General features: G+C 30.7%; 17 protein-coding genes. 7 read left to right on the forward strand and 10 right to left on the reverse strand.

What is annotated here, in order from left to right; genetic code table 11:
- Window positions 1-123: 123 nt before the first annotated feature.
- Window positions 124-1,809 carry a formate--tetrahydrofolate ligase gene (locus tag ACTTA0_RS06610; protein WP_440676497.1) on the forward strand — a complete coding sequence of 562 codons (1,686 nt, stop codon included), beginning with the start codon at window positions 124-126 and terminating at the stop codon, window positions 1,807-1,809.
- On the opposite strand, the gene ACTTA0_RS06615 is transcribed toward ACTTA0_RS06610, so the two are convergent.
- Window positions 1,801-2,589, reverse strand: coding sequence for a type 1 glutamine amidotransferase (locus tag ACTTA0_RS06615; protein ID WP_440676498.1), 789 nt, complete (start codon window positions 2,587-2,589; stop codon window positions 1,801-1,803). The genes ACTTA0_RS06610 and ACTTA0_RS06615 overlap by 9 nt on opposite strands.
- Window positions 2,589-3,740, reverse strand: a complete 1,152-nt coding sequence (locus ACTTA0_RS06620; RefSeq protein WP_440676499.1) for an iron-containing alcohol dehydrogenase — start codon at window positions 3,738-3,740, stop codon at window positions 2,589-2,591. The genes ACTTA0_RS06615 and ACTTA0_RS06620 overlap by 1 nt, the downstream gene beginning before the upstream one ends.
- Window positions 3,741-3,909: 169 nt before the next feature.
- Between ACTTA0_RS06620 and ACTTA0_RS06625 the strand changes: the two genes are divergently transcribed.
- The 5 genes from ACTTA0_RS06625 (at window position 3,910) to ACTTA0_RS06645 (ending at window position 9,696) form a co-directional block, all read left to right on the forward strand.
- Entirely contained in the window at window positions 3,910-5,154 is a 1,245-nt protein-coding gene (locus ACTTA0_RS06625) for an ABC transporter substrate-binding protein (RefSeq protein ID WP_440676500.1), read from the forward strand.
- Window positions 5,155-5,230: 76 nt separating this feature from the next.
- Window positions 5,231-6,151: a carbohydrate ABC transporter permease gene (locus ACTTA0_RS06630; RefSeq protein WP_440676501.1), complete on the forward strand. Its 921-nt coding sequence runs from the start codon at window positions 5,231-5,233 to the stop codon at window positions 6,149-6,151.
- A complete protein-coding gene (locus tag ACTTA0_RS06635; protein ID WP_440676502.1) occupies window positions 6,152-7,003 on the forward strand; it encodes a carbohydrate ABC transporter permease in 852 nt (283 codons plus the stop codon).
- Window position 7,004: 1 nt separating this feature from the next.
- A complete protein-coding gene (locus ACTTA0_RS06640; RefSeq protein ID WP_440676503.1) occupies window positions 7,005-8,333 on the forward strand; it encodes an alpha-glucosidase/alpha-galactosidase in 1,329 nt (442 codons plus the stop codon).
- A 1-nt stretch (window position 8,334) separates the two neighbouring features.
- Window positions 8,335-9,696, forward strand: a complete 1,362-nt coding sequence (locus tag ACTTA0_RS06645; protein WP_440676504.1) for a GH1 family beta-glucosidase — start codon at window positions 8,335-8,337, stop codon at window positions 9,694-9,696.
- Here ACTTA0_RS06645 and ACTTA0_RS06650 read toward each other — a convergent pair.
- The 5 genes from ACTTA0_RS06650 to ACTTA0_RS06670 form a co-directional block, all read right to left on the reverse strand.
- Window positions 9,693-10,946, reverse strand: a complete 1,254-nt coding sequence (locus tag ACTTA0_RS06650; RefSeq protein ID WP_440676505.1) for an MGH1-like glycoside hydrolase domain-containing protein — start codon at window positions 10,944-10,946, stop codon at window positions 9,693-9,695. The two genes, ACTTA0_RS06645 and ACTTA0_RS06650, sit on opposite strands and share 4 nt — an antisense overlap.
- Window positions 10,946-12,139: a carbohydrate ABC transporter permease gene (locus ACTTA0_RS06655; protein WP_440676506.1), complete on the reverse strand. Its 1,194-nt coding sequence runs from the start codon at window positions 12,137-12,139 to the stop codon at window positions 10,946-10,948. Before ACTTA0_RS06655 ends, ACTTA0_RS06650 begins: the two co-directional genes overlap by 1 nt.
- Window positions 12,129-13,388, reverse strand: a complete 1,260-nt coding sequence (locus ACTTA0_RS06660) for a carbohydrate ABC transporter permease (protein ID WP_440676507.1) — start codon at window positions 13,386-13,388, stop codon at window positions 12,129-12,131. The genes ACTTA0_RS06655 and ACTTA0_RS06660 overlap by 11 nt, the downstream gene beginning before the upstream one ends.
- A gap of 48 nt (window positions 13,389-13,436) precedes the next feature.
- A complete protein-coding gene (locus ACTTA0_RS06665) occupies window positions 13,437-14,759 on the reverse strand; it encodes an ABC transporter substrate-binding protein (protein WP_440676508.1) in 1,323 nt (440 codons plus the stop codon).
- Between the two features lie 114 nt (window positions 14,760-14,873).
- Complete coding sequence (locus ACTTA0_RS06670) at window positions 14,874-15,950, reverse strand: ABC transporter ATP-binding protein (RefSeq protein ID WP_440676509.1); 1,077 nt, start codon at window positions 15,948-15,950, stop codon at window positions 14,874-14,876.
- 81 nt (window positions 15,951-16,031) lie between these two features.
- Here ACTTA0_RS06670 and ACTTA0_RS06675 point away from each other — a divergent pair, with 81 nt between their 5' ends.
- A complete protein-coding gene (locus tag ACTTA0_RS06675) occupies window positions 16,032-17,363 on the forward strand; it encodes an NAD(P)-binding domain-containing protein (RefSeq protein WP_440676510.1) in 1,332 nt (443 codons plus the stop codon).
- Here the strand turns inward: ACTTA0_RS06675 and ACTTA0_RS06680 are convergent, their stop codons facing one another.
- Genes ACTTA0_RS06680 through ACTTA0_RS06690 form a run of 3 tightly spaced genes read right to left on the reverse strand, consistent with a single transcriptional unit; the run spans window position 17,364 to window position 21,971 of the window.
- The gene (locus tag ACTTA0_RS06680) at window positions 17,364-18,326 is read right to left on the reverse strand and encodes a 2-dehydropantoate 2-reductase N-terminal domain-containing protein (RefSeq protein ID WP_440676511.1); all 963 of its coding nucleotides are present in this window, start codon (window positions 18,324-18,326) and stop codon (window positions 17,364-17,366) included.
- Window positions 18,327-18,334: 8 nt separating this feature from the next.
- Entirely contained in the window at window positions 18,335-19,813 is a 1,479-nt protein-coding gene (glpK, locus tag ACTTA0_RS06685) for a glycerol kinase GlpK (RefSeq protein WP_440676512.1), read from the reverse strand.
- A 4-nt stretch (window positions 19,814-19,817) separates the two neighbouring features.
- Complete coding sequence (locus tag ACTTA0_RS06690; protein ID WP_440676513.1) at window positions 19,818-21,971, reverse strand: ABC transporter permease; 2,154 nt, start codon at window positions 21,969-21,971, stop codon at window positions 19,818-19,820.

Below are 21,971 nucleotides of genomic sequence, written 5' to 3' on the forward strand. Positions count from 1 at the left end.
TAAGAATTTTATATTAATGAATTTAAATAGTTCTTATTTTTTTTATATATATATTTTAGAAGTTTCGGAAAATCTCAAATAAGATAATTATTATGCAAAAAAATTTACAATAAAGGATAACGAATGAGTGAAGTAAAATCAGATATACAGATAGCTAGAGAAGCTAAAATGCAACCAATAAATGATATTTTAGCAAAGATAAATGTACCTGATGAAAGCTCTGCGTTTAGTCCTATGGGCAGACATATCGCAAAAATAAATTTAGAATATTTAGAGCAACTAAAAGATAAGCCAGATGGAAAATTAATTTTAGTAACTGCTATTACTCCTACTCCAGCAGGTGAAGGTAAAACTACAACTTCGGTTGGATTAAATGATGGTTTAAATAAAATTGGAAAAAAATCTATTGTATGTCTTAGAGAACCAAGCTTAGGTCCTTCTTTTGGTATGAAAGGTGGAGCAGCTGGTGGAGGTTATGCACAAGTCGTTCCAATGGAACAAATCAATTTGCATTTTACAGGTGACTTTCATGCAATTACATCGGCTCATAATTTATTATCAGCATTAATCGATAATCATATTTATTGGGGAAATAAACTGGATATCGATGTTAGAAGAATTGTTTGGAAAAGAGTTATGGACATGAATGATAGATCGTTAAGATCTATAAATATAAATTTAGGTGGTGTAGCAAATGGTTTTCCAAGAGAAGATGGTTTTGATATTACAGTTGCATCAGAGATAATGGCAATCTTTTGCTTATCAAATGATTTGGAAGATTTAGAAAAAAGAATTGGAAATATAACTATTGGGTATACTAGAGATAAAAAACCAGTTTATGCAAAAGACCTAAATGCTCAAGGTCCTATGACAGTTCTTTTAAAAGAAGCTATCAGACCTAATGTTACACAAACTTTGGAAAATAATCCTGCAATTATTCATGGTGGTCCGTTTGCAAATATTGCTCATGGTTGTAACTCGGTTATCGCGACTAAGACTGGTTTAAAATTAGCAGACTATGTTGTAACTGAAGCGGGATTTGGTGCTGACCTTGGTGCAGAAAAATTCTTAGATATTAAATGTAGAAAATCAAATTTAAAACCAAGCTGTGTTGTAATTGTTGCAACTATAAGGGCTTTAAAAATGCACGGTGGTGTTGCTAAAGATGATTTGAAAAACGAAAATGTTGAAGCTTTAAAAAAAGGGTTAGTAAATTTAGAAAGACATATTCAAAATGTTAAAAAATTTGGTTTACCTGTTGCTGTAGCAGTTAATCATTTTATAAAAGATACTGATAATGAAGTGAAAGCACTTATAGATTTTTGTGATAATTTAGGTGTTAAAGCTAGTCTGTGTACTCATTGGGCAAATGGTGGTGAAGGTACAAAAGAATTAGCAGCTCATGTTTCAGAATTATGTGAAAAAGATGAAGCTAAATTTCAATTTTTATACGAAAGCAAAACACCTTTGTTTAAAAAAATAGAGACTATTGCAAAAGAAATATATAGAGCAGATGAAGTAATCGCTGATACAAAAATTAGAGATCAACTTAAAAACTTTGAAGAAGCTGGATATGGTGATTTACCAATTTGTGTTGCAAAAACTCAATACAGTTTTTCAACAGATCCAAATCTTAAAGGAGCGCCGACAGGTCATGCTTTACCACTTAGAGAGGTGAGATTATCATCAGGTGCAGAGTTTATTGTGGTTATTTGCGGTGCAATCATGACTATGCCTGGATTACCTAGGGTTCCTGCAGCTGACTCTATTAAACTAAATGAAAAAGGTGAGATTGAAGGATTATTCTAAGTTAAGATAATCTAACCAATTCTCTAATTCTCTCATTCTGGAAATTTTATCTAATTTTTTGTTTTCTATTTCTATATTTTTAATGTGGTCATCAATATGATTTTGGTCTTTAAAAGCACCACGTTCTATAAGTCTATCTTTTCTAAAAATAATTAAGTTAATCATCTTGTTGTAAGTAATTTCTGGATGATACTGAAGGCCCCACACATCACAATTTCCAACTTTAAAATTTAAACCTTGAACGTTGTTAATTGGGTTTGAAGCTAGCAGTGTTGAATTTTCTGGAAGAGTTACAACTTCATCAAAATTAAATGCTGGAGTATTAAACTTTTTATTTTTGTTTTTATATAATGGATGATTTAAACCATTCTCATTAATTTCAATATCTTTTGCAATCCCTCGGTGTGACCCCTTCTCTGCCTTTTTTACTTCACCACCTGCAGCGGTTACTGCAACTTGCATTCCCCAACATATCGCTAGAACTTTTTTAATTTTTTTTTGACACTCTTTCATAAATTCTATTTGTCTTAAAATTTCAGGTGTCTTGTTATAAATATTTAAACTACTTCCACCCCAAATAAGACCATCATAACTTTCTAATGGATCAATATTCTCGCTTATATTTTCATCTGAAGATGGATTAACTACATCTATATTTAGTTGATCAGTAAAATGAGAAAGACTATGTTTTAAGCTTTCTGTATGAGTTTGAATACCTGCTTCTGTAAAAATTTTATTTTCCTCTTGTAAATTACCTTCTACTACCAAAATTTTCTTCATTAAAATAAGTCTCCTGAAATACTTTTTTTATACATTTCTTTTAAATCATCTTTTGTTATTTTTTTTGGATTGCCTCCTGTAGATGGATCTTCAAATGCCATTAAAGAGAGTTTTTCTAAATCAATTTCATTACAGTCCATAACATCTGAAAGTTTATGAGGAATGTTTAATTCTTTACGCAAATTTAATATCCACTCTAAAAAGCTTTCAAATGTACTATTTAGATTAAGATAATTACAAATAGATATAATTCTGTTTTCAATAACTGATTTATTGAAAGTTAAAACATAAGGCATAAATATCGCGTTACTTAAACCATGATGTACATCAAACTGTGCATTTATTGGATGACTTAGAGAATGTATTGCACCAAGACCTTTTTGAAAAGCAGTAGAGCCCATGCTAGATGCTGCTAACATTTCAGATCTAGCTTCTATGTTCGTACCATTTTTATAAACCTCTATTAAAGAATTTTTAATTAACCTCATACCCTCAAGCGCGATACCATCTGCCATTGGGTGAAATCCAGGTGCACAAAAAGCCTCGAGATTGTGAGCAAGTGCATCCATTCCTGTTGCAGCTGTTATTCTTGGGGGAAGATCTTTGGTTAAATTTGGATCTAAAATTACAATAGAAGGTAAAATTTTTGGATGAAAAATTATTTTTTTTATTCCTGTTTCTTCATTAATGATGGCTGAAGCTCTTCCTGTTTCTGAGCCTGTTCCTGCAGTAGTTGGAACCGCTATAATTGGAGAAATTTTATTTCCATCAGCTCTTGTCCAATAATCACCTATATCTTCAAAATCCCATACAGGTCTTTTTTGACCGCACATAAATGCTATTCCCTTTCCAACATCTAATGCGCTACCTCCACCAAAGGCAATTACTCCATCACATTTTTTTCCTATATATAAAGAGACCCCATCCATTACGTTTTTTCCGGTTGGGTTTCCTGAAAAATGTGAAAATACTTTTAAATTATCAAAGTCATTTTTTAATTTTTCAATTACTTTTGAAGTCATTAGAAGATTTAAAAGATCTTTATCGGTTACAAAAAGTGGATTTTTAATTTTTAAGTTTAAACAGGCGGTTGTAAGATCTTCTATTTTACCTGCTCCAAACCAAATAGTAGTGGGATAATTCCAAGGCATAAAAAAATTATAATTAGTATAATTATATAGATCTTTTCTATAATTTAATATTAGAAACTATTTATAATTTATCAATTTTTTTTTGCGACAAATAGTAATCGAAATTTTTGTTTGTAATCGATTTGAAAAATACATAGTCTATTACTCATACATAATAAAAGGAGTATAAATGAAAAAGATTATTATCTCATTAATAATGACGTTTGGAATAATCTCTTCAACTTCATTTGCTGGAACTTTAGTAATAAACACAGATACATCTGATGCAGCACCTAAAGCAGCTTTTGAATATATCATTAAAAAATTTGAAGATGAAAATCCTGATGTCACAGTGAAATGGAATGTTTTTGACCATGAAGGTTACAAACAATCTATTAGAAATTTCTTGAACACTGATCCACCTGACGTGGCAAACTGGTATGCAGGAAACAGAATGTTACCATTTGTAAGAGCAGGTTTGTTTGAAGATGTGTCTGATATTTGGTCTGACTCAGGTTGGGTTGATGGAAACTTAAGTGAAAATATGGAGCATGCTAAAAAATCCATGACAATTGGTGGCAAGCAATGGGGAATTCCTTATACTTACTATCAGTGGGGAGTTTATTACCGAAAAGATATTTTTAATAACTTAGGTATTAGTGTTCCAAAAACTTGGGAGGAGTTCGTTAAAGCTTGTGAAACAATTAAAGCAAGTGGAGTAACACCAATAACTATTGGATCAAAATATCTATGGACTACTGCAGGAGTATTTGACTACTTAAATTTAAGAACAAATGGATATGAATTCCATATGGATCTTACTCTAGGAAAAGTTCCTTATACTGATGCTAAAGTTCAAGCAGTTTTTGATAAATGGGATGAATTAGTTAAACCTGGTTACTTTTTAGAAAATCATGCTGCTCTAAGTTGGCAAGAAGCTCTAACACCAATGATTAATGGTGAAGCTGCAATGTATGTTATGGGTAATTTCGCAGTTGCTCCTTTAAAAGAGGGTGGTTTAAATGATGATACTTTAGGTTTCTTTCAATTTCCTGAAATAACTCCGGGTATTCCAATGGCTGAAGAGGCACCTACTGATACAGTGCATATACCATCAAAAGCTAAGAATAAAACTGATGCAAAACGTTTCTTAATATTTATGTCTCGAGCAGATGTGCAAGAAGAGATTAATAAAATATTAGGTCAGCTACCTATTAACAAAAACTCTGGTGTTAAAGAAGGAGATCCTTTCTTATCAGCAGGATTAAATATGCTTAATAATGCTTATGCAATGGCGCAATTCTACGATAGGGATGCTCCAGCTCAAATGGCATCAGAAGGTATGAAGGGCTTCCAAGAATACATGTCTAATCCAGACAGAAGACAAAAAATCTTGGAAAGATTAGAAAAAGTACGTCAAAGAGTTTATAAATAAACTTTTAATTTAACTTAGGGGCTTATTGGCCCCTAAGTTTAAAAATCGATTTCATCAATTTTTAAAATAGAACTAAATGGAACTAAATAATTCAAAAGCAAAAAGAATTACTTGGTGGCAAAGAAATCAAATTAAAATAAGCCCATGGATTTTTTTAGCTCCAGGTTTAATATTTTTTTTCATTTATGTAATAGCTCCAATATTTGTATCTATTGGTATATCTTTTTATCAATGGGATGGCCTATCCCCTTCGATATATGTTGGTCTACAAAATTATGTTGAGCTACTAGATGATGAATATTTTTATATTTCACTTTGGAATAATCTTAAATGGCTAATATTTTTCATGCTAGCTGTTCCGATTGGTCTAGGGTTAGCGATATTTTTAAATCAAGTTGTTTTTGGAATAAGATTAGTAAAATCTCTATTTTTTTTCCCATTTGTTATATCTCAAGTGGTTATTGGTCTAATATTTACCTGGTTTTACCAACCAAATTACGGGGTGATTGCACCCTTTCTAAATTTCATTGGGTTAGAGGGATTTTCAATTCTTGCAAATGAAGATACTGCTACTTATGGGATAATATTTGCAGGTCTATACCCTCAAATTGCTTATTGTTTAATTTTATATTTAACAGGACTTAATAATATTAACCCTGAACAAATCGAAGCTGGAAGAATGGATGGTGCTAAAGGGTTTCATTTATTTTGGAACATAGTACTCCCACAGCTTAGACCCGCAACTTTTCTAGCAATTGTAGTTACTGTAATTGGTGCACTAAGAAGTTTCGATATGGTAGCAATAATGACTCAAGGAGGTCCTTATGGATATTCAAATGTCTTGGCGTACTACATGTTTGAGCAAGCTTTAAGTGAATATGGTTACAGAATGGGATACGGGTCAGCAATAGCAACTGTTTTATTTACAATAATGATGTTTTATATTTTGTTTTTCATATACAGAATGTATCGAAATGAAAGAGAGGATAATAACTAAATGTTCCCTACTCCTATTCATCAAAGACCAGTTGTAAATCAATATATTTATAAAATATTTTTACCTATCTCATTAATTATTTGGCTGATACCAATATTTGGTATTTTAATGACATCTATCAGAGGCCTGGGAGATATTACAGCTGGAAACATGTGGGGAACACCAAGTGAATTTTTACTTTTTTCAAATTTACACGATGTTTTTACTAACACTCCAATGATTAAATATACTCTAAATAGTTTTAAAGTAACTATACCAACAATGTTAGGAGCAGTTGCTTTAAGTTGTATGACTGGCTTTGCTCTTGCAAACTATAAATTTAAGACAAATTTAACAATATTTTTTATTTTTATAGCTGGAAACTTTGTTCCATTTCAAATTTTAATGATACCAGTTAGAGATCTTACTTTTAAGATTGGTCTCTACAACACCATTACAGGATTAGTATTATTTCACGTAGCTTTTCAAACAGGCTTTTGCACACTTTTTATGAGAAATTTTATTAAAGCTCTACCTCAAGAACTTATTGAAGCTGCAAGAATGGATGGAGCATCTGAATTTAAAATATTTTGGAAAATAATATTACCTTTAACTAGACCAGCTATAGCAGCACTTTGTGTATTAATTTTTACATTTATTTGGAATGATTATTTTTGGGCAACTGTCTTAATTCAAGGTGATCATGCAATGCCTATTACTGCTGGATTAAAATCATTGAATGGTCAATGGATTACAGCTTATCACTTGTTATCAACTGGATCCATTGTTGCTGCGATACCTCCCGTTATTATGTTTTTCTTAATGCAAAAACATTTTATTGCTGGATTAACTCTTGGAGCAACTAAGGGTTAATATGATTAAAGTTACATTTATTGGAGCAGGAAGTACTGTATTTATGAAAAATATACTTACAGATATTTTACTTGAAAAAAATTTCAGTAACTGTGAAATAGTTTTGCAAGATATTGATGAAAGAAGATTAAAAACCTCAAATTTAGTCGCAGAAAAAGTTGCAAAATCAATAGGTGTAAATCCAAAAATTATAATTGAAAAAAATCAAAAAAAAGCACTCAGTGGAGCTAACTTCGTAATATTAATGTTTCAAATAGGAGGTTATGAGCCTTCTACAGTTATTGATTTTGAAATACCAGCAAAGTATGGACTAAAACAAACTATTGGTGACACTTTAGGAATAGGTGGAATTATGAGAGGATTGAGAACAGTCCCTGCTTTGTTGTCCGTTGCAAAAGATATGAATGAAGTTTGTCCGGGCGCAACTATGTTGCAGTATGTTAATCCTATGGCAATTAATTGTTTAGCATTGTCTAAATTTGCCCCTGAGCTTAAATATGTTGGGCTTTGTCATTCTGTACAAGGAACTGCTGAAGATTTAGCAAAAGATATTGGTGAGGATATTAAAAATATTAGTTATGAATGTTCAGGTATCAATCATATGTCTTTTTATACTAAGTTTGAAAAAATTAATTCTGATGGAAAAAAAGAAAATCTTTATCCTAAAATTTTTAAAGCTGGAAAAGAAAAAACATTTGGAACCAATTGGGATGGATGCACGAATGAAGTTAGATATAAAGTTTTAGAAAAATTTGGATATTTTGTTACTGAATCATCTGAACACTTTGCAGAATATACTCCTTGGTTTATTAAAAATAACAGAGAGGACTTATTAAGTGAATTCAATATTCCAATTAATGAATATATTAGAAGGTGCAAAAAACAAATTAAAGAGTGGGATCAACAAGAGCAAAATTTATTAGATGGAGAAAAATTTGTTTGTGAGAAGTCTTTAGAGTATGCTTCACGAATAATTGTATCAATTGTAGAAGGAAAAGAAGACACAATTAATGGAAATGTTTTAAATAATAAGTTAATTTCTAATTTACCAGATGATTGTTGTGTTGAAGTACCATGTAAAATAAATAATGAGGGAATTAACCCACAAAAAGTTGGTGATTTACCTATGCATTTAGCAAACCTAATGAAAACTAATATAAATGTACAACAGTTAACTGTTGAAGCTTTAAGAACTAAAAAGAAAGATGCTATTTATCATGCAGCTATGTTGGATCCACTTACTTCTTCTTTATTAAGTTTAGATCAAATAAGTTCTATGGTAGATGAATTATTAATAGCTCACAAAAATTGGATACCAAAATTTAATTAATATGAAAAACAAATTTCCTGATGGTTTTTTTTGGGGAACTGCAACTGCAAGTTACCAAATAGAAGGTGCTATTGATAAAGATGGAAAGAGTAAAAGTATTTGGGATACTTTCACACATACACCTGGGAAGGTAAAAAATAATGAAAACGGAGATACTGCTGTAGATCATTATCATAGATACGAAGAAGATATTGAGTTGATGGCTAATATAAATCTAAATTCCTATAGATTTTCTTTAGCATGGACTAGGATTATTCCGGACGGGATTGGAAAAACAAACTCAAAAGGTATAGATTTTTATTCAAGGTTAATAGACAAATGTTTAGAAAAAAATATTGAACCTTTCATAACTTTATATCATTGGGACCTTCCTCAATCTCTACAAGATAAAGGAGGTTGGGCAAATAGAGACATGACAAATATATTTGCAGATTATTCGGAGGCTGTTGTTAAAAGTTTTGGAGACAGATGTAATCATTTTATCACATTTAATGAGCCAGCTGTTTTTACAATTTACGGATATGTAGATGGATACATGGCTCCAGGATACAAAGATTTAGAGAAGTATTTTGCATCAATACATAATGTTAATCTTGCACATGGTAAAGCTTTTCAAGCAATGAAATCTTTAAAAGATAAAATTAAAATTGGCTGTTCATTTAATATGGCACCCTGCATTCCTGCTACAAAATCAAGTGAAGATCTTCATGCTACTAAATTATTTGATACTTATTGGAATAGATCATTTGCTGACCCTATGTATCTTGGAAAGTATCCAGAATTATTAATTGATGATGTCTCAAAACATATTCAACAAGATGACATGAAAACTATTTTTCAAAAAAATGATTTTATAGGATTAAACCATTATCAACATTATAGAATAAAAGCTGATAACAATAATTTGCTCAAGGCAAGAGGGGCAGTTAATGATGAATTACCTTTTGGTCTTGAAGATAAAGATACAAAGTTAACTCTTATGGGATGGGAAATTGTACCAGATGCTTATTATGATCAAATTATGGATTTAAAAAATAATTATGGGAATCCAGATATTTATTTAACTGAAAATGGTGCTGCATATCCAGATTTAATTGAAAAAAATGGAGAAATTAATGACACGGATCGGATTGATTATTTTAAAAAATATTTAACTGCTGTAAAAAAATCTATCGATGATGGAGCCAAAGTTAAAAGTTACTTTGTATGGACATTCATGGATAATTTTGAATGGGCATTAGGATTTGAAAAGAGATTTGGAATAGTACATGTAGATTTTAAAACTTTAAAAAGAACACCTAAAAAATCATATTATTTTTTCAAGAAACTTGTGGAAGAGAATTCCATTCCACTAGACTTTTAATTTATTAAATCCAAATATAAAGCTGCTGACCAAGAAAAGTTATTAGCACCATAAGGAGTTCCTGATTTACAACTGTAATATTCGTGAAAATTCTTTTCATGTATTATATCTAATGTATGTGATTTGATTTTGTTGGCAAAATCCAAGTCTTTTTCCAATAATCCTTTGTATAAAATCCAATTACAATTAATCCAAACAGGTCCTCTCCAATATCTTATCTCCTCAAAATATTTGCTATCAGGCTTTATTGAAGAAAAGAAATATTTTTCATTAGAATTATACTTTTTTAAACTTTGAATTACTGAGTTATTAATTTCTTTATTTTGAATATCTGCAAACAAAATAAAATAATTTGTAATAGAAGGGATATCTAATGATTGCTTATTTAAAACATCGTATGAATAAAACGAATTATCTTTTTGATTATACAGACTAATCAATTTACTTTCAGTTTTTGTTATTTTTTTTTGAATTGATGTACATTCAATATTATTTTTTGATGCAATATCGACTAGATCTTTACAAGCTTTCAGAAAAAATGAATTAAAACCAATATCAGCGACATTAAACTTTGAAATATCATAGAGTTTTTCAGGATTATATTTTTCATTTCTGAACTGATTTAAAAGAGTAATGTAACAATCATAGTCTCTTTTAAGTGGTCGTACATCACTACTTGAAACATCTAAATCTCTTCTTTTGTATTCAAGATTTTCTTCAATTAAAATTTTACTTAAAGGAAAATCCCATAAAGGTGAATTATCTGTGCCACTTTCCCATGGATGCAATATAGAAACTAAACCAGTATCATTTGGGTCTCTATATTTGTAAAACCATTCTAAATAATTTTTTGTTTTTTTTACTAAATTCAAAATTCTTTCCATTTCACTAGAACTAAATTCATGCTTATCCAACATTAATTTTAAAATACTTGAAACTATAGGAGGTTGAGTTATTCCAGATGATGGAATTTTTTCACCACACTGCCAAGTATTATGGTTTGGAAAATAATTTTCATCCTTATGATGAAATAAAATATGAGGAACCATACCATCAGACCATTGTCCCTCGAACAACTTTTCTAGCTCAACTATTGCGTATTCTTTATTAAAATAAGAATAACCGAGAGCTATATATGCTGAGTCCCAATTCCATTGTGCTGGGTATAACTTATTATTTGTAGGCAGAGTATATCCGTCACGCCTATTATTTAATAAAATATTTTCAGCTTCTCTTTTTAACAAACTCATTAACCCTTAACGCTCCCTGATGTTAATCCACTAACTAAATATTTTTCAAAATAAACAAAAATAAATAAAATTGGCAAGGTTACAACAACTGAACCAGCCATCAAATATTGTCTAGGCGTTTCAGCCCCTACATTTAAAAACTGTATTGCTCTTGATAATGTAAATGAGCTAGGACTATCTAAAAACATTAGTGAAAATAAAAACTCATTCCAGGCAATCATAAATACATATAATGCTACAGAGGCAATTGCTGGTAAGCTTAAGGGTAAAATGATTTTAACAATAATTCCAAACCAATTTTGCCCATCCATTATACCTGCTTCTTCAAGTTCCTTTGGTATACTTTTGAAATATCCTTGGAGCATATAAATTGCAACTGGCAGTGTTGTAGCTGTATAAATAATCAATAATCCAAATACAGAATTTCTTAAACCTAACTGGCTAAAAACAGTGTATAGAGGAATTACAAGTACTATCGCAGGAAACATATAGATAATTAAAATAGAAGTAGACAAAAAGTGTTTTCCAAAAAAGTTCAATCTTGCAACTGCATAAGCTGCTGGGATCCCAAGTAATAAAGTAATTATAACCGTGCCTACTGAGACAATTGAACTATTAAGCATGTACCTGCCAAAATTATATTCGGTAAAAACTATAATATAGGATTTGAATAAAGATTTTATATTTTGTGTAAAATCGATACTAAAATCTAAAGGATTAATTAATAAAAGAGCTTGGGTTTTGAAACTTGTTACTAACATCAAGTAAAATGGGAATAAAATTACAAAAGAAAAAAAAATTATTCCAAATAAAGTTAAAAAATCAAAAAATATAATTTGTGCTGAAAAATCATAACTAAAATGTTTTTTGTTATAATTTGATAGCTTATTAACAAAAAATAATAGGATCAAAAATGTACCTATATAATGCCAAATAGGTAAAGAGCTATTAATAAAATAATCAACTAAAACAAACACAGATGCTAATAAAATTACTTTAAATAACTTGTTTAATTTTTCACTTAAGAAAATTGAAATAATAGAAATTATAATTCCACTTAAAAAATAAAAATTGAAATTTAAAGTTTTAAGTTCAATTCCTTGTAATGTAGAAAGAATTTTCCAAATAGAAATTAGAGAAAATAAAAAAAATGAAGAAATTAAACTGAAAGTAATAATTGATTTAACTCTCATTGGCTCTTTTTCCTATCAGTTTAAAATAAATTAACATGAAAAATAAAAGTAATAGTACAATCACCATTGATACAGCCGACCCCATACCAATATTTCCTATTGAAAATCCCTGTTCATAAACATTTATTGGAAGTGTTCTAGTGCCAGATGCACCACCAGTTAAAAGAAAAATATCTTCAAACTTGTTAAAATTCCAAATAAATCTAATCATGAATAAAATTGAAATCACTGCTGTAATCTGCGGCAATGTTATATTCATAAATTTAGTGTAAGGGCCTGCTCCATCAATATCTGCTGCCTCATAAAGTTCTTTAGGCACTGCTTGAAGTCTTGCTAATATAAAAAGAAAAGCTAATGGAAAATATCTCCAAATTTCAAAGATAATAACAGTTGTTAGCGCTAATCTTAATTTAAATTCAAAACCAAAAACAAAAATTGATACATACTTTTGACCCAATAAATTTATTGGCTTATCTATTATACTATAATTTAGTAATAGATTATTTAAAGTACCGCTATTAGGGTCTAATAAAAGTTCCCATGTAAACGCCAAGGCTACAACAGGAGCTACATAAGGAAACAATAATGTACTTCTAACAAAGCTTCGACCTCTAAATTTTTGATTTACCATTTGGGCTGACAAAATTCCAAAAACAATTGCACCCACTGTTCCAAAAAAAGTATAATAAAATGTTGTTAATAATAAATCTTTAAATTCATAATTTGTGATTACTTTTTTAAAATTTGAAAAAGTAAAATCACTTGTGAGCAGAATATTTTCTGCTTTTCCTTTTAAATTGGGTTTACTTAGTTTAAATTGTTTCTTATCAATTTTTTCACCATTTTTTGTCTCAAAAAAAATTACAAATTGCTCTCTATATTTTTTTGACCAATTACCAAAATCACACTGAACATTATTTGAGGTGACCTTACATCTCTCATCTAAATCAATTGGTTTAACATTGCTTGGGAATTTGTCTTGAAATTTAACATTTCTAATATCTTGAATTAAGGAACTATTTCTTAATTTATAGATAATCTTAATTTTTGTATCTTCGTTTTTAATAGATTTGACTATTTTTTTTGCTCTTGGCTCTGGAATTCTTATATCTTTTAATTGAACTTCTTTAAAACTAATCCAAACGTTTGAAAATATTGGAAATAATACTATTGCAAATACAATTAGAACTGCTGGCAAAGTTAAAGCATAAGCAGTTCTTTTTTCTATTTTTGAAAGTGAATTACTCATAAAAAAAGCGGATAATTAATATTATCCGCTTTTTTCAAAAAATTAAAATTATTTGAATTGCTTTAATGATTTGTTGATCATATCTACTGCTTCATCAACGTCAATTTGATCATCAATATATAATCTTGTGATACGGTTTAAAAATTGAGAGTTGATTATTTTAGAAGCCATCGAGAGCTTACCTTCTTTAACTCCCCATCTGCTTGCAGTATCTAAACCAGCAACAATATTGTTGATAACATCTTCTGAATACAAATCTGTTAAAGCAGCTTTTCTATCAACACCAACAGGCAATTTACTCCAAGCTTTTGTGAAAGCTTCAGGGTCAGTTGAGTTTCCTCTTCTTACTGGAAACTTACCTTCTGGCGCAATTGATAATGTGCTCGTGTAACCTTCGTCCATTGAATACATTATAAATTGTTTTGCTTCATCTGTATCAGCGTCTGCTGTAATTCCAAAATACCTTACATCTGCCCAAGCAGCACCACTTTTATTACCTGGTCCACTAAAGTTAGTTATAAAACCAGTTCTTGATGCTAACTCTGGAGATGTTGGATCATCATTAATTGTTGGTGGAGCTGAATCTCTTAAGCCAGCAAGTTCATCCATAATAAATGGAGACCAAATAATCATTGGAGTTTTTCCAGCAAAGTACAGTTCTCTTGACTGTTTCCAGTATAATTCTCCTGGAGGACTCGCTTTAGCGATTATTTTATAAAACTCTAAAGCTCTTTTTAATTTCCAGCCTTGATTACCACTTTTTACTATATTCACTCCGTTTGCCAACAAAACATGCTCTAAAACCTGACTCATAAAGTTTTCATCTGTTTTAGTTGCAGCAACAAAACCAAACATATCGTCAGATGATAATGCCTCTACTGCTTTAACGATGTTTTCATAACTTGTTGGTGGTTCTAGGCCAGCTTTTTTAAATAGATCTTTTCTATAAACGATCATTTGTGTCCAACCATCTACAGGAACAGCAGCTATCTTAGTTCCTTTTTTAGCCATGTTCAATGCACCTGGTGCAAATGTTTTCTTGCCTAATTCTTTAACTACATCATTGTTAGCATCAACATCTAAAATTCCTGCTTCAGCCCATGGCAATACATATTGTAGTGTATGATAAATTACATCAGGTAAATCACCTGCTGCAGCTGCAGCTGTTGCTCTTTTACCTAACTCTTTTTCATCGATTGGAATAACTTCAACTGCAATACCAGTTTTTGCTTCAAACGCTTTAGCCATATCTTCTTGCTTAGCCATTCTTGCTGGTTGAGTTTCAGTTGTCCAAAACTTGATATCTGCAAAAGCAACATTATTAATAAAAAATGCTAAAGCAGATAATACTATTAATGTTTTTTTAAACATTGTTATCTCCTTATTATTATTTTAATTAAACCTTATTATTTTTAAAAAGAAATTTCTTATGCAATAGTGTCATATCTCGTTTGAGTAAGTTTCAACAAGAAATGAAAAAAACCTTTATTTAAAGGCTAAATTATTGCTATCAAATAAATGACATTTGTTTAGATCGAAATTTAAGCTTAGATTGTCGCCTACGTTAACTTTGCTGGCTCCATCAGTTTGAACTACTAGAGGTTCTCCCTCTTTTTCAAGATACAAAAAAGTAGATGAACCTAATTTTTCAATTACGAATACTTTGCTCTCCCAACATTTTTCACCACTATTTATTAAGATATGCTCAGGTCTGATACCAATCTTTACATTATCTCCAGGTGAAACTTTATCTGAAGTTTTTGGAACAATAATTTTTCCTTGTCCTGAAATTTCAACTTCAGTTCCAGAATTATTGGAACTTATAACTTTAGAATTAATAAAGTTCATCTTTGGAGAACCAATAAATCCACCTACAAACAAATTTTCAGGTTCGTTGTAAAGTTTTAAAGGTGATCCTTTCTGAGAAACAATACCTTGATCTAATACAACTATATCATCTGCAAGTGTCATTGCTTCTGTTTGATCGTGAGTAACGTAAATCATTGTTGCATTTAATTGATCATGCAATTTAGCTAATTCTACTCTCATCTGAACTCTTAAAGCTGCATCTAAGTTAGACAGAGGTTCGTCAAACAAAAATACTTTTGGTTTTCTTGTAATGGCTCTACCAATTGCAACTCTTTGTCTTTGTCCTCCTGATAATTGTTTTGGTTTTCTCTCTAAGTATTCTTCAATTTGAAGAATTTTAGCAGCCTCCATAACTCTTTCAGTAATTTCTTCTTTAGATTTTTTTTCAATCTTTAATCCAAAAGCCATGTTATCAAACACAGTCATATGTGGATACAAAGCATAAGATTGAAAGACCATTGCTATGTTTCTTTCCTTTGGTGGAAGATCATTCACAACTTGTGCGTCTATTGAAATTGTTCCTGAGTTGATCTCCTCTAAGCCAGCTATCATTCTTAACATTGTTGATTTACCACATCCACTTGGCCCAACCAATACAGTGAAAGATTCACTTTTAATATCTAAAGACACGTCTTTGATCACATGCGTAGATCCAAAAGATTTGTTTATGTTAGAAATATTTATCTCTGCCATCTTGAGTTAATAATTATATTGTAATTTTATTTTTAATTTGTTTATATTTAGAAAGCATATTTATAAACTGGAGAAAACACAATGAGTAAAATTGCAATTATTGGAGCAGGACCTTGCGGTCTATCAATGTTAAGAGCATTCGAACACTTAGAAAATAAAGGTGAAAAAATTCCTGAAATAGTTTGTTTTGAAAAACAAGAAGATTGGGGAGGTTTGTGGAACTATAATTGGAGAACAGGTAGTGACCAATATGGAGACCCAGTTCATAATAGTATGTATAGATATTTGTGGTCAAATGGCCCTAAAGAATGTTTAGAGTTTGCAGATTATTCTTTTGATGAACATTTTGGGCAACCAATTCCTTCTTTTCCGCCAAGAGAAGTTTTACAAGATTATATTCTTGGGAGAGTAAGCAAAGGCAAAATTAAAAATAAAATAAAACTAAACACAAGAGTTACAAATGTAACTTTCAGTAATGAAAAATTTGAAATTACTTATCAAGACAAAGCTAAAGATGAAATTTCAAAAAATACATTTGATTATTTAGTTGTTTCTACTGGTCATTTTTCTGTTCCTTTTATTCCTGAATATAAAGGAATGAATTCTTTTCCAGGAAGAATAATGCATTCACATGATTTTAGAGATGCAGAAGAGTTTAGAGGAAAAGATGTGATTGTTTTAGGAAGCAGTTATTCAGCTGAGGATGTTGCTCTGCAGTGTAATAAATACGGAGCTAAAAGTGTAACTATTGGATATCGAAATGCACCTATGGGATTTAAATGGCCTAAAGGTATGAAAGAAGTTCATTATCTAGATAGATTGGAAGGAAAAAAAGCAATTTTTAAAGATGGTACTGAACAAGATGCAGATGCAATAATCTTGTGCACTGGTTACCTGCATCATTTTCCATTTTTAGATGAAAGTATTAAGTTAAAAACACATAACAGATTATATCCGCCGAAATTATATAAAGGAGTTGTTTGGCAAGATAATCAAAAACTTTTATATCTTGGTATGCAAGACCAATTCCATACTTTTAATATGTTTGATTGCCAAGCATGGTTTGCAAGAGATGTGATTATGGGGAAAATTAAAATGCCAAGTGCTGATGAAATCAACAAAGATATCAATAAATGGGTTGCTATGGAGGAAAAATTAGAAAACCCAGATCAAATGATTGATTTTCAAACCGAGTACACAAAAGAACTTCATGATATGTCTGATTATCCAAAAATAGATTTTGAATTAATCAGAAAACATTTCAAAGAATGGGAACATCATAAGGTAGAGGATATCTTAACTTACAGAAACAAATCGTTTTCATCACCTGTTACAGGTTCTGTTGCACCTATACACCATACTCCATGGGAAACTGCGATGGATGACTCGATGAAAACTTTTTTAAATAAATAATTAATAGTTAACTTTTAATTTTTTATTTTTTGTGATTGCACTTAATAGTGCATGCATAAGTGGTATTTTATTTTTATTAATTTTTTTCAATATGTAGGGTGCAATCTCTTTAGCTAGATCTGCGCCCTCTACTGTATCATTTTTCATAAATTTATTTTTTGCAACTTTAAAAGTAAAACCTTCTCCTAAATATTCACCCATTTTACTATTTCTTCCTCCAACTGCACTAACGTATAAGTCACCCACTCCAGCTAACCCATGAACCGTTTCTTTTTTACCTCTAAAATATTTTATCAAATATTCCATTTCATCTAACGATTTTCTAAATAAGGCTGAAGCAGTATTTTCACCTTCACCCGATCCAATAATCATTGAATATATGTTTTTAATTGCAGATGAAAATTCAACTCCTTTTACATCACTTGAATATTCTGTTTTGTAATATTTAGTTGAGATTAATTTTCCTATATTTTTTGCAATATTAATATTCTTGTTAGCTATCACGGTGTAACTTTTGATTTTTTTTGCTAACTCTTTTGCCAAACAAGGTCCTTTTAAAACTGAAATATTTAAATTTTGATTTCCTTTGTTTAGCTGCTCCGACATAGTAATAATTTTTTTATTATTTCGATCATATTTAAGACCTTTGGTCAAAACGAGAATAGAAACTTTTCTCTTTATATTTTTTAAATGCTGTCTAACCATTTCAATTCCAATAGAACTTACTCCAACAACAACTAGGTCCCATTTTTCATTAAGTAAGTCTGATGAAAATTTTCTGACAGAAACTCTTTTAGATAACTTAAGTTTTAATGCTGGATGAAATTTGTTTTTGGTTATTAATTTATTTAATAGATCTTTACTGTAAGGCTCGGTTAAAGTTACTTTATGATTATTATCAGCAAGGGGAAAAGTGAATGCAGCACCCATTGCACCCGCTCCTATTATTAAAACTTTTTTCATGAGACTAATTACGCTAAAGTTTTTTTAATTGCTAGTTTCCACCCCGCTAAAAGTTCGTTTCTTAATGTTTTTTTAATATTTGGAGAGAAAACACGATCTTTTTTCCACATATTTTTGATTTGATTTAAAGATTTATATTCTCCTATTTGAAGTCCAGCTAACAAAGCTACACCCAAAGCAGTTGTCTCTAATATTTTTGGTCTAACTACTTTTAAATTAATAATGTCAGCTAAAAATTGTGTGAACCAATTATTTGCAACCATTCCACCATCTACCTTAACTATTCTTGGTTTCAAACCATCCTTGTTCATTGAATCAAACAAATCAAAACTTTGATAACCAACAGATTCTACGGTTGCTCTTACTATACTTTTCCAATCACTGTCTCTTGTTAGTCCTGTGATTACTCCTCTTGCATCTGGTCTCCAATAAGGTGCTCCCATTCCGCTAAAAGCTGGTACAACAAAAACACCGTCATTAATTTTAGATGATTTTGAAATTTTTTCAGTTTCAGGTGCTTTTTTGATCAATTTTACTTTATCTCTTAACCATTGTACTCCAGCGCCAGCTATAAAAATTGATCCTTCTAAGGCGTAAGTATTTTTATTGTTTAATCGATAGCAAATAGTAGTCAGTAATTTATTTTTTGAATTAATTTTCTTTGGACCGGTATTCATAATAACAAACGCACCAGTACCATACGTGCTTTTTATAGATCCTTTTTCAAAACAAGTTTGTCCAAATGCTGCAGCCTGCTGATCACCAAGAACTGCAGAAATTGAAATTTCAACTCCTGTAATTTTTTTATCTGTTTTTCCAAAATTATCTGCTGAGTTTTTGACTTCTGGTAAAATCTTTTGTGGAATATTTAGTTTTTTTAAAATTTCTTTATCCCATTTATTGTTATTAATATTATACAGCATTGTCCGACTTGCATTAGATGCTTCGGTTAAATGCTGCTTACCTTTTGTTAATTTCCAAATTAAAAATGTATCTACAGTCCCAAACAATAAATCATTTGAATTAAGAAGTTTTTTTGAAATTTTAACATTGTCTAAGATCCATTTAATTTTAGTTGCTGAAAAATATGGATCTATAAATAATCCAGTTTTATTTCTAAATAGATTTTCATAATTTTTTTTCTTAAGCAGTTTACAATAATCTTGGGTTCTTCTATCTTGCCATACAATTGCATTATAAATTGGCTTTCCTGTTTTCTTATTCCACAAAATTGTGGTTTCCCTTTGATTTGTAATTCCGATTGTAAGTATGTGGCCTTTTAATTTTTTGGCTTTATTTATTACTTGTTTTAAAGCTTTAAGTGTTGTGGACCAGATCTCATTCGGATTATGTTCTACCCATCCATTTTTTGGAAAATATTGTTTAAATTCAAATTGTGAAACAAAAACAATATTGCCTTTTGTATCAAATAAAATTACTCTTGAAGATGTCGTTCCTTGATCAATAGAAATAATAAATTTTTTCAATGGACTAAGCTATACCTAGGTGTTTTTTTCTTTTCTCAACCCAAGTTCTGATTAAATTATCAAAAATCAATCCTATGAAAGCAACACAGATACCTAGAGTTAGACCTATTCCAGCTCCATTTTTATCTGACAAAGCTTTTAAAATATATTGTCCGAGATCTTCTGTTCCAATAAAAGCTCCAATTATGACCATAAATAAAGCAAATACGATTGTTTGATTTATCCCAAGCATCATATGTGGGAAAGCTAATGGAAATTCAATCTTAGTTAATCTTTGAAATTTATTAACGCCAGACATCGTTGCTGCTTCATGCAAACCAGCAGGTACACTTCTTAACCCTTCAATAGTATATCTGGTTGCTGGAATTGTTGCGTAAACAATTACTGCAATTAAAACTGACGTATCTGTAATTCCAAATAGCATCATTACAGGAATTAAGTACACAAACGATGGGAACGTCTGAAAAATATCACAAACCCCTAACATAAATGCTGCAGACTTTTTATTCTGGAAACATAAAGTTCCAACTGTGAAACCTATTATGCAAGAAACAACTACTCCAAAAGTTGCCATGTACAATGTAACCAATGCCCTATCCCACCACGGACTTAACGCTATAAATAAAGTTAAAGTAGCAACAACTAATGCTGATCTAATTCCTCCAATTAGATAACCAGCACCTACAGCTAATACTAAAGTGGCAACTGCTGGCATTCTTAAGTATAAAGCTCTCATTGGTTGAAGCACTTCTGTAATTAACCATGTATTAAATGCTTTTATATAAACAAAAAATGTATCAAAAATCCAATCTACACCTTTATTCCAAAAATCAGCTGTTGAAAATCCTTTGTTATGTGGAACTTCAAATAAATAATTAAATGTATCTTTAAAAATAAATGTTCCGATATAAGCAAGAATAGCTCCAACAACTACTGATCCACCAAAAAATATAATATTTTTATTTCTTTGGAAGAAAGTAAGATTGCCGAAATAATCTTGTTGTTGATTTGCCCACGCTAATGACATTTTATCTAATAGAATTGCAATCAAACTAATACATAAACCTGCTTCAAGAGCTAACCCGATGTTAAGTTGGTTTAAAGCAAGCAATAGATTAAATCCTAATCCTTTAGCACCAATAAACGCAGAGATTACCGCCATTGAAAAGCAAACCATTATCACTTGGTTAACTCCAATTAAGATATCCCTCCTTGCAGTTGGGATAAGAACTTTGGTCATTAACTGCCAATTTGTACAACCACTCATTCTTCCTGCTTCGATGACTTCTGGAGGAACTGCTCGTAGTCCAAGAATAGTTAATAAAATCATTGGAGGTACTGCTACTACCATTGTAATTATTACAGCTGCATGATCACCAACACCGAACAAAACAAGGGCAGGAACTAATACTGCGTATTGAGGCATTGTTTGCATCACTAAAAGAATTGGATACAAAGCATTTTCAACTCTTTTACTTTTGTAAGCAGCAATACCTAAACTGATACCGAATGCAAATGACAGAGGAACAGCTACTAATATAAAAGAAAGTGTTTGCATTGAAGGTTTCCACTGACCAAAGATTGAAATATAGACCATTGTTAAACCTGCAAATAAAGCAAGTCCTATACCACTCAGTTTATATGCAAGTATTGTCGCTCCGGCTGCAACGATAGTCCAAGGTAAACCTGGTAATTCTAACCAAGGATAAGCATCAATAAAATCCCAGCTAGTGAATGCTACTATAGTTTCTAATCCACCAAGCAAAATTTCTCTAATCAACTCAATCAAAAACGTCATAAAAGACGTTAAATTTCTACTAATTTCTAATAACAGTGGTCTCGTTTTAAACTCTTGAGTATCTTCATTCCAAAACTCCATTGGCATCCACTCATTCATCAAGAAAAATAAAGTGTCGTTTATCCAAATGGGCAACCAACCAAGTAAAGGTGGTAATCTCCAAAACACATCAAACGCATAATATCGGACTTCTTTACCTAGAAAAAAATAAACACTTTGGTTAGGATCTTTTACAAATTCTGCTTGGCCTCTTATAAATTTATAAGTTTCAGGAACATCTATTGCAAAACATAGAGCAAAAAATACAACCAGCAAAAATATCCATTGAAACAACTTTGGGTATTTTTTTAAATATTCCAT

The organism is Candidatus Pelagibacter sp. HIMB1593, from assembly GCF_052047755.1.
Taxonomy (GTDB): Bacteria; Pseudomonadota; Alphaproteobacteria; order Pelagibacterales; family Pelagibacteraceae; genus Pelagibacter.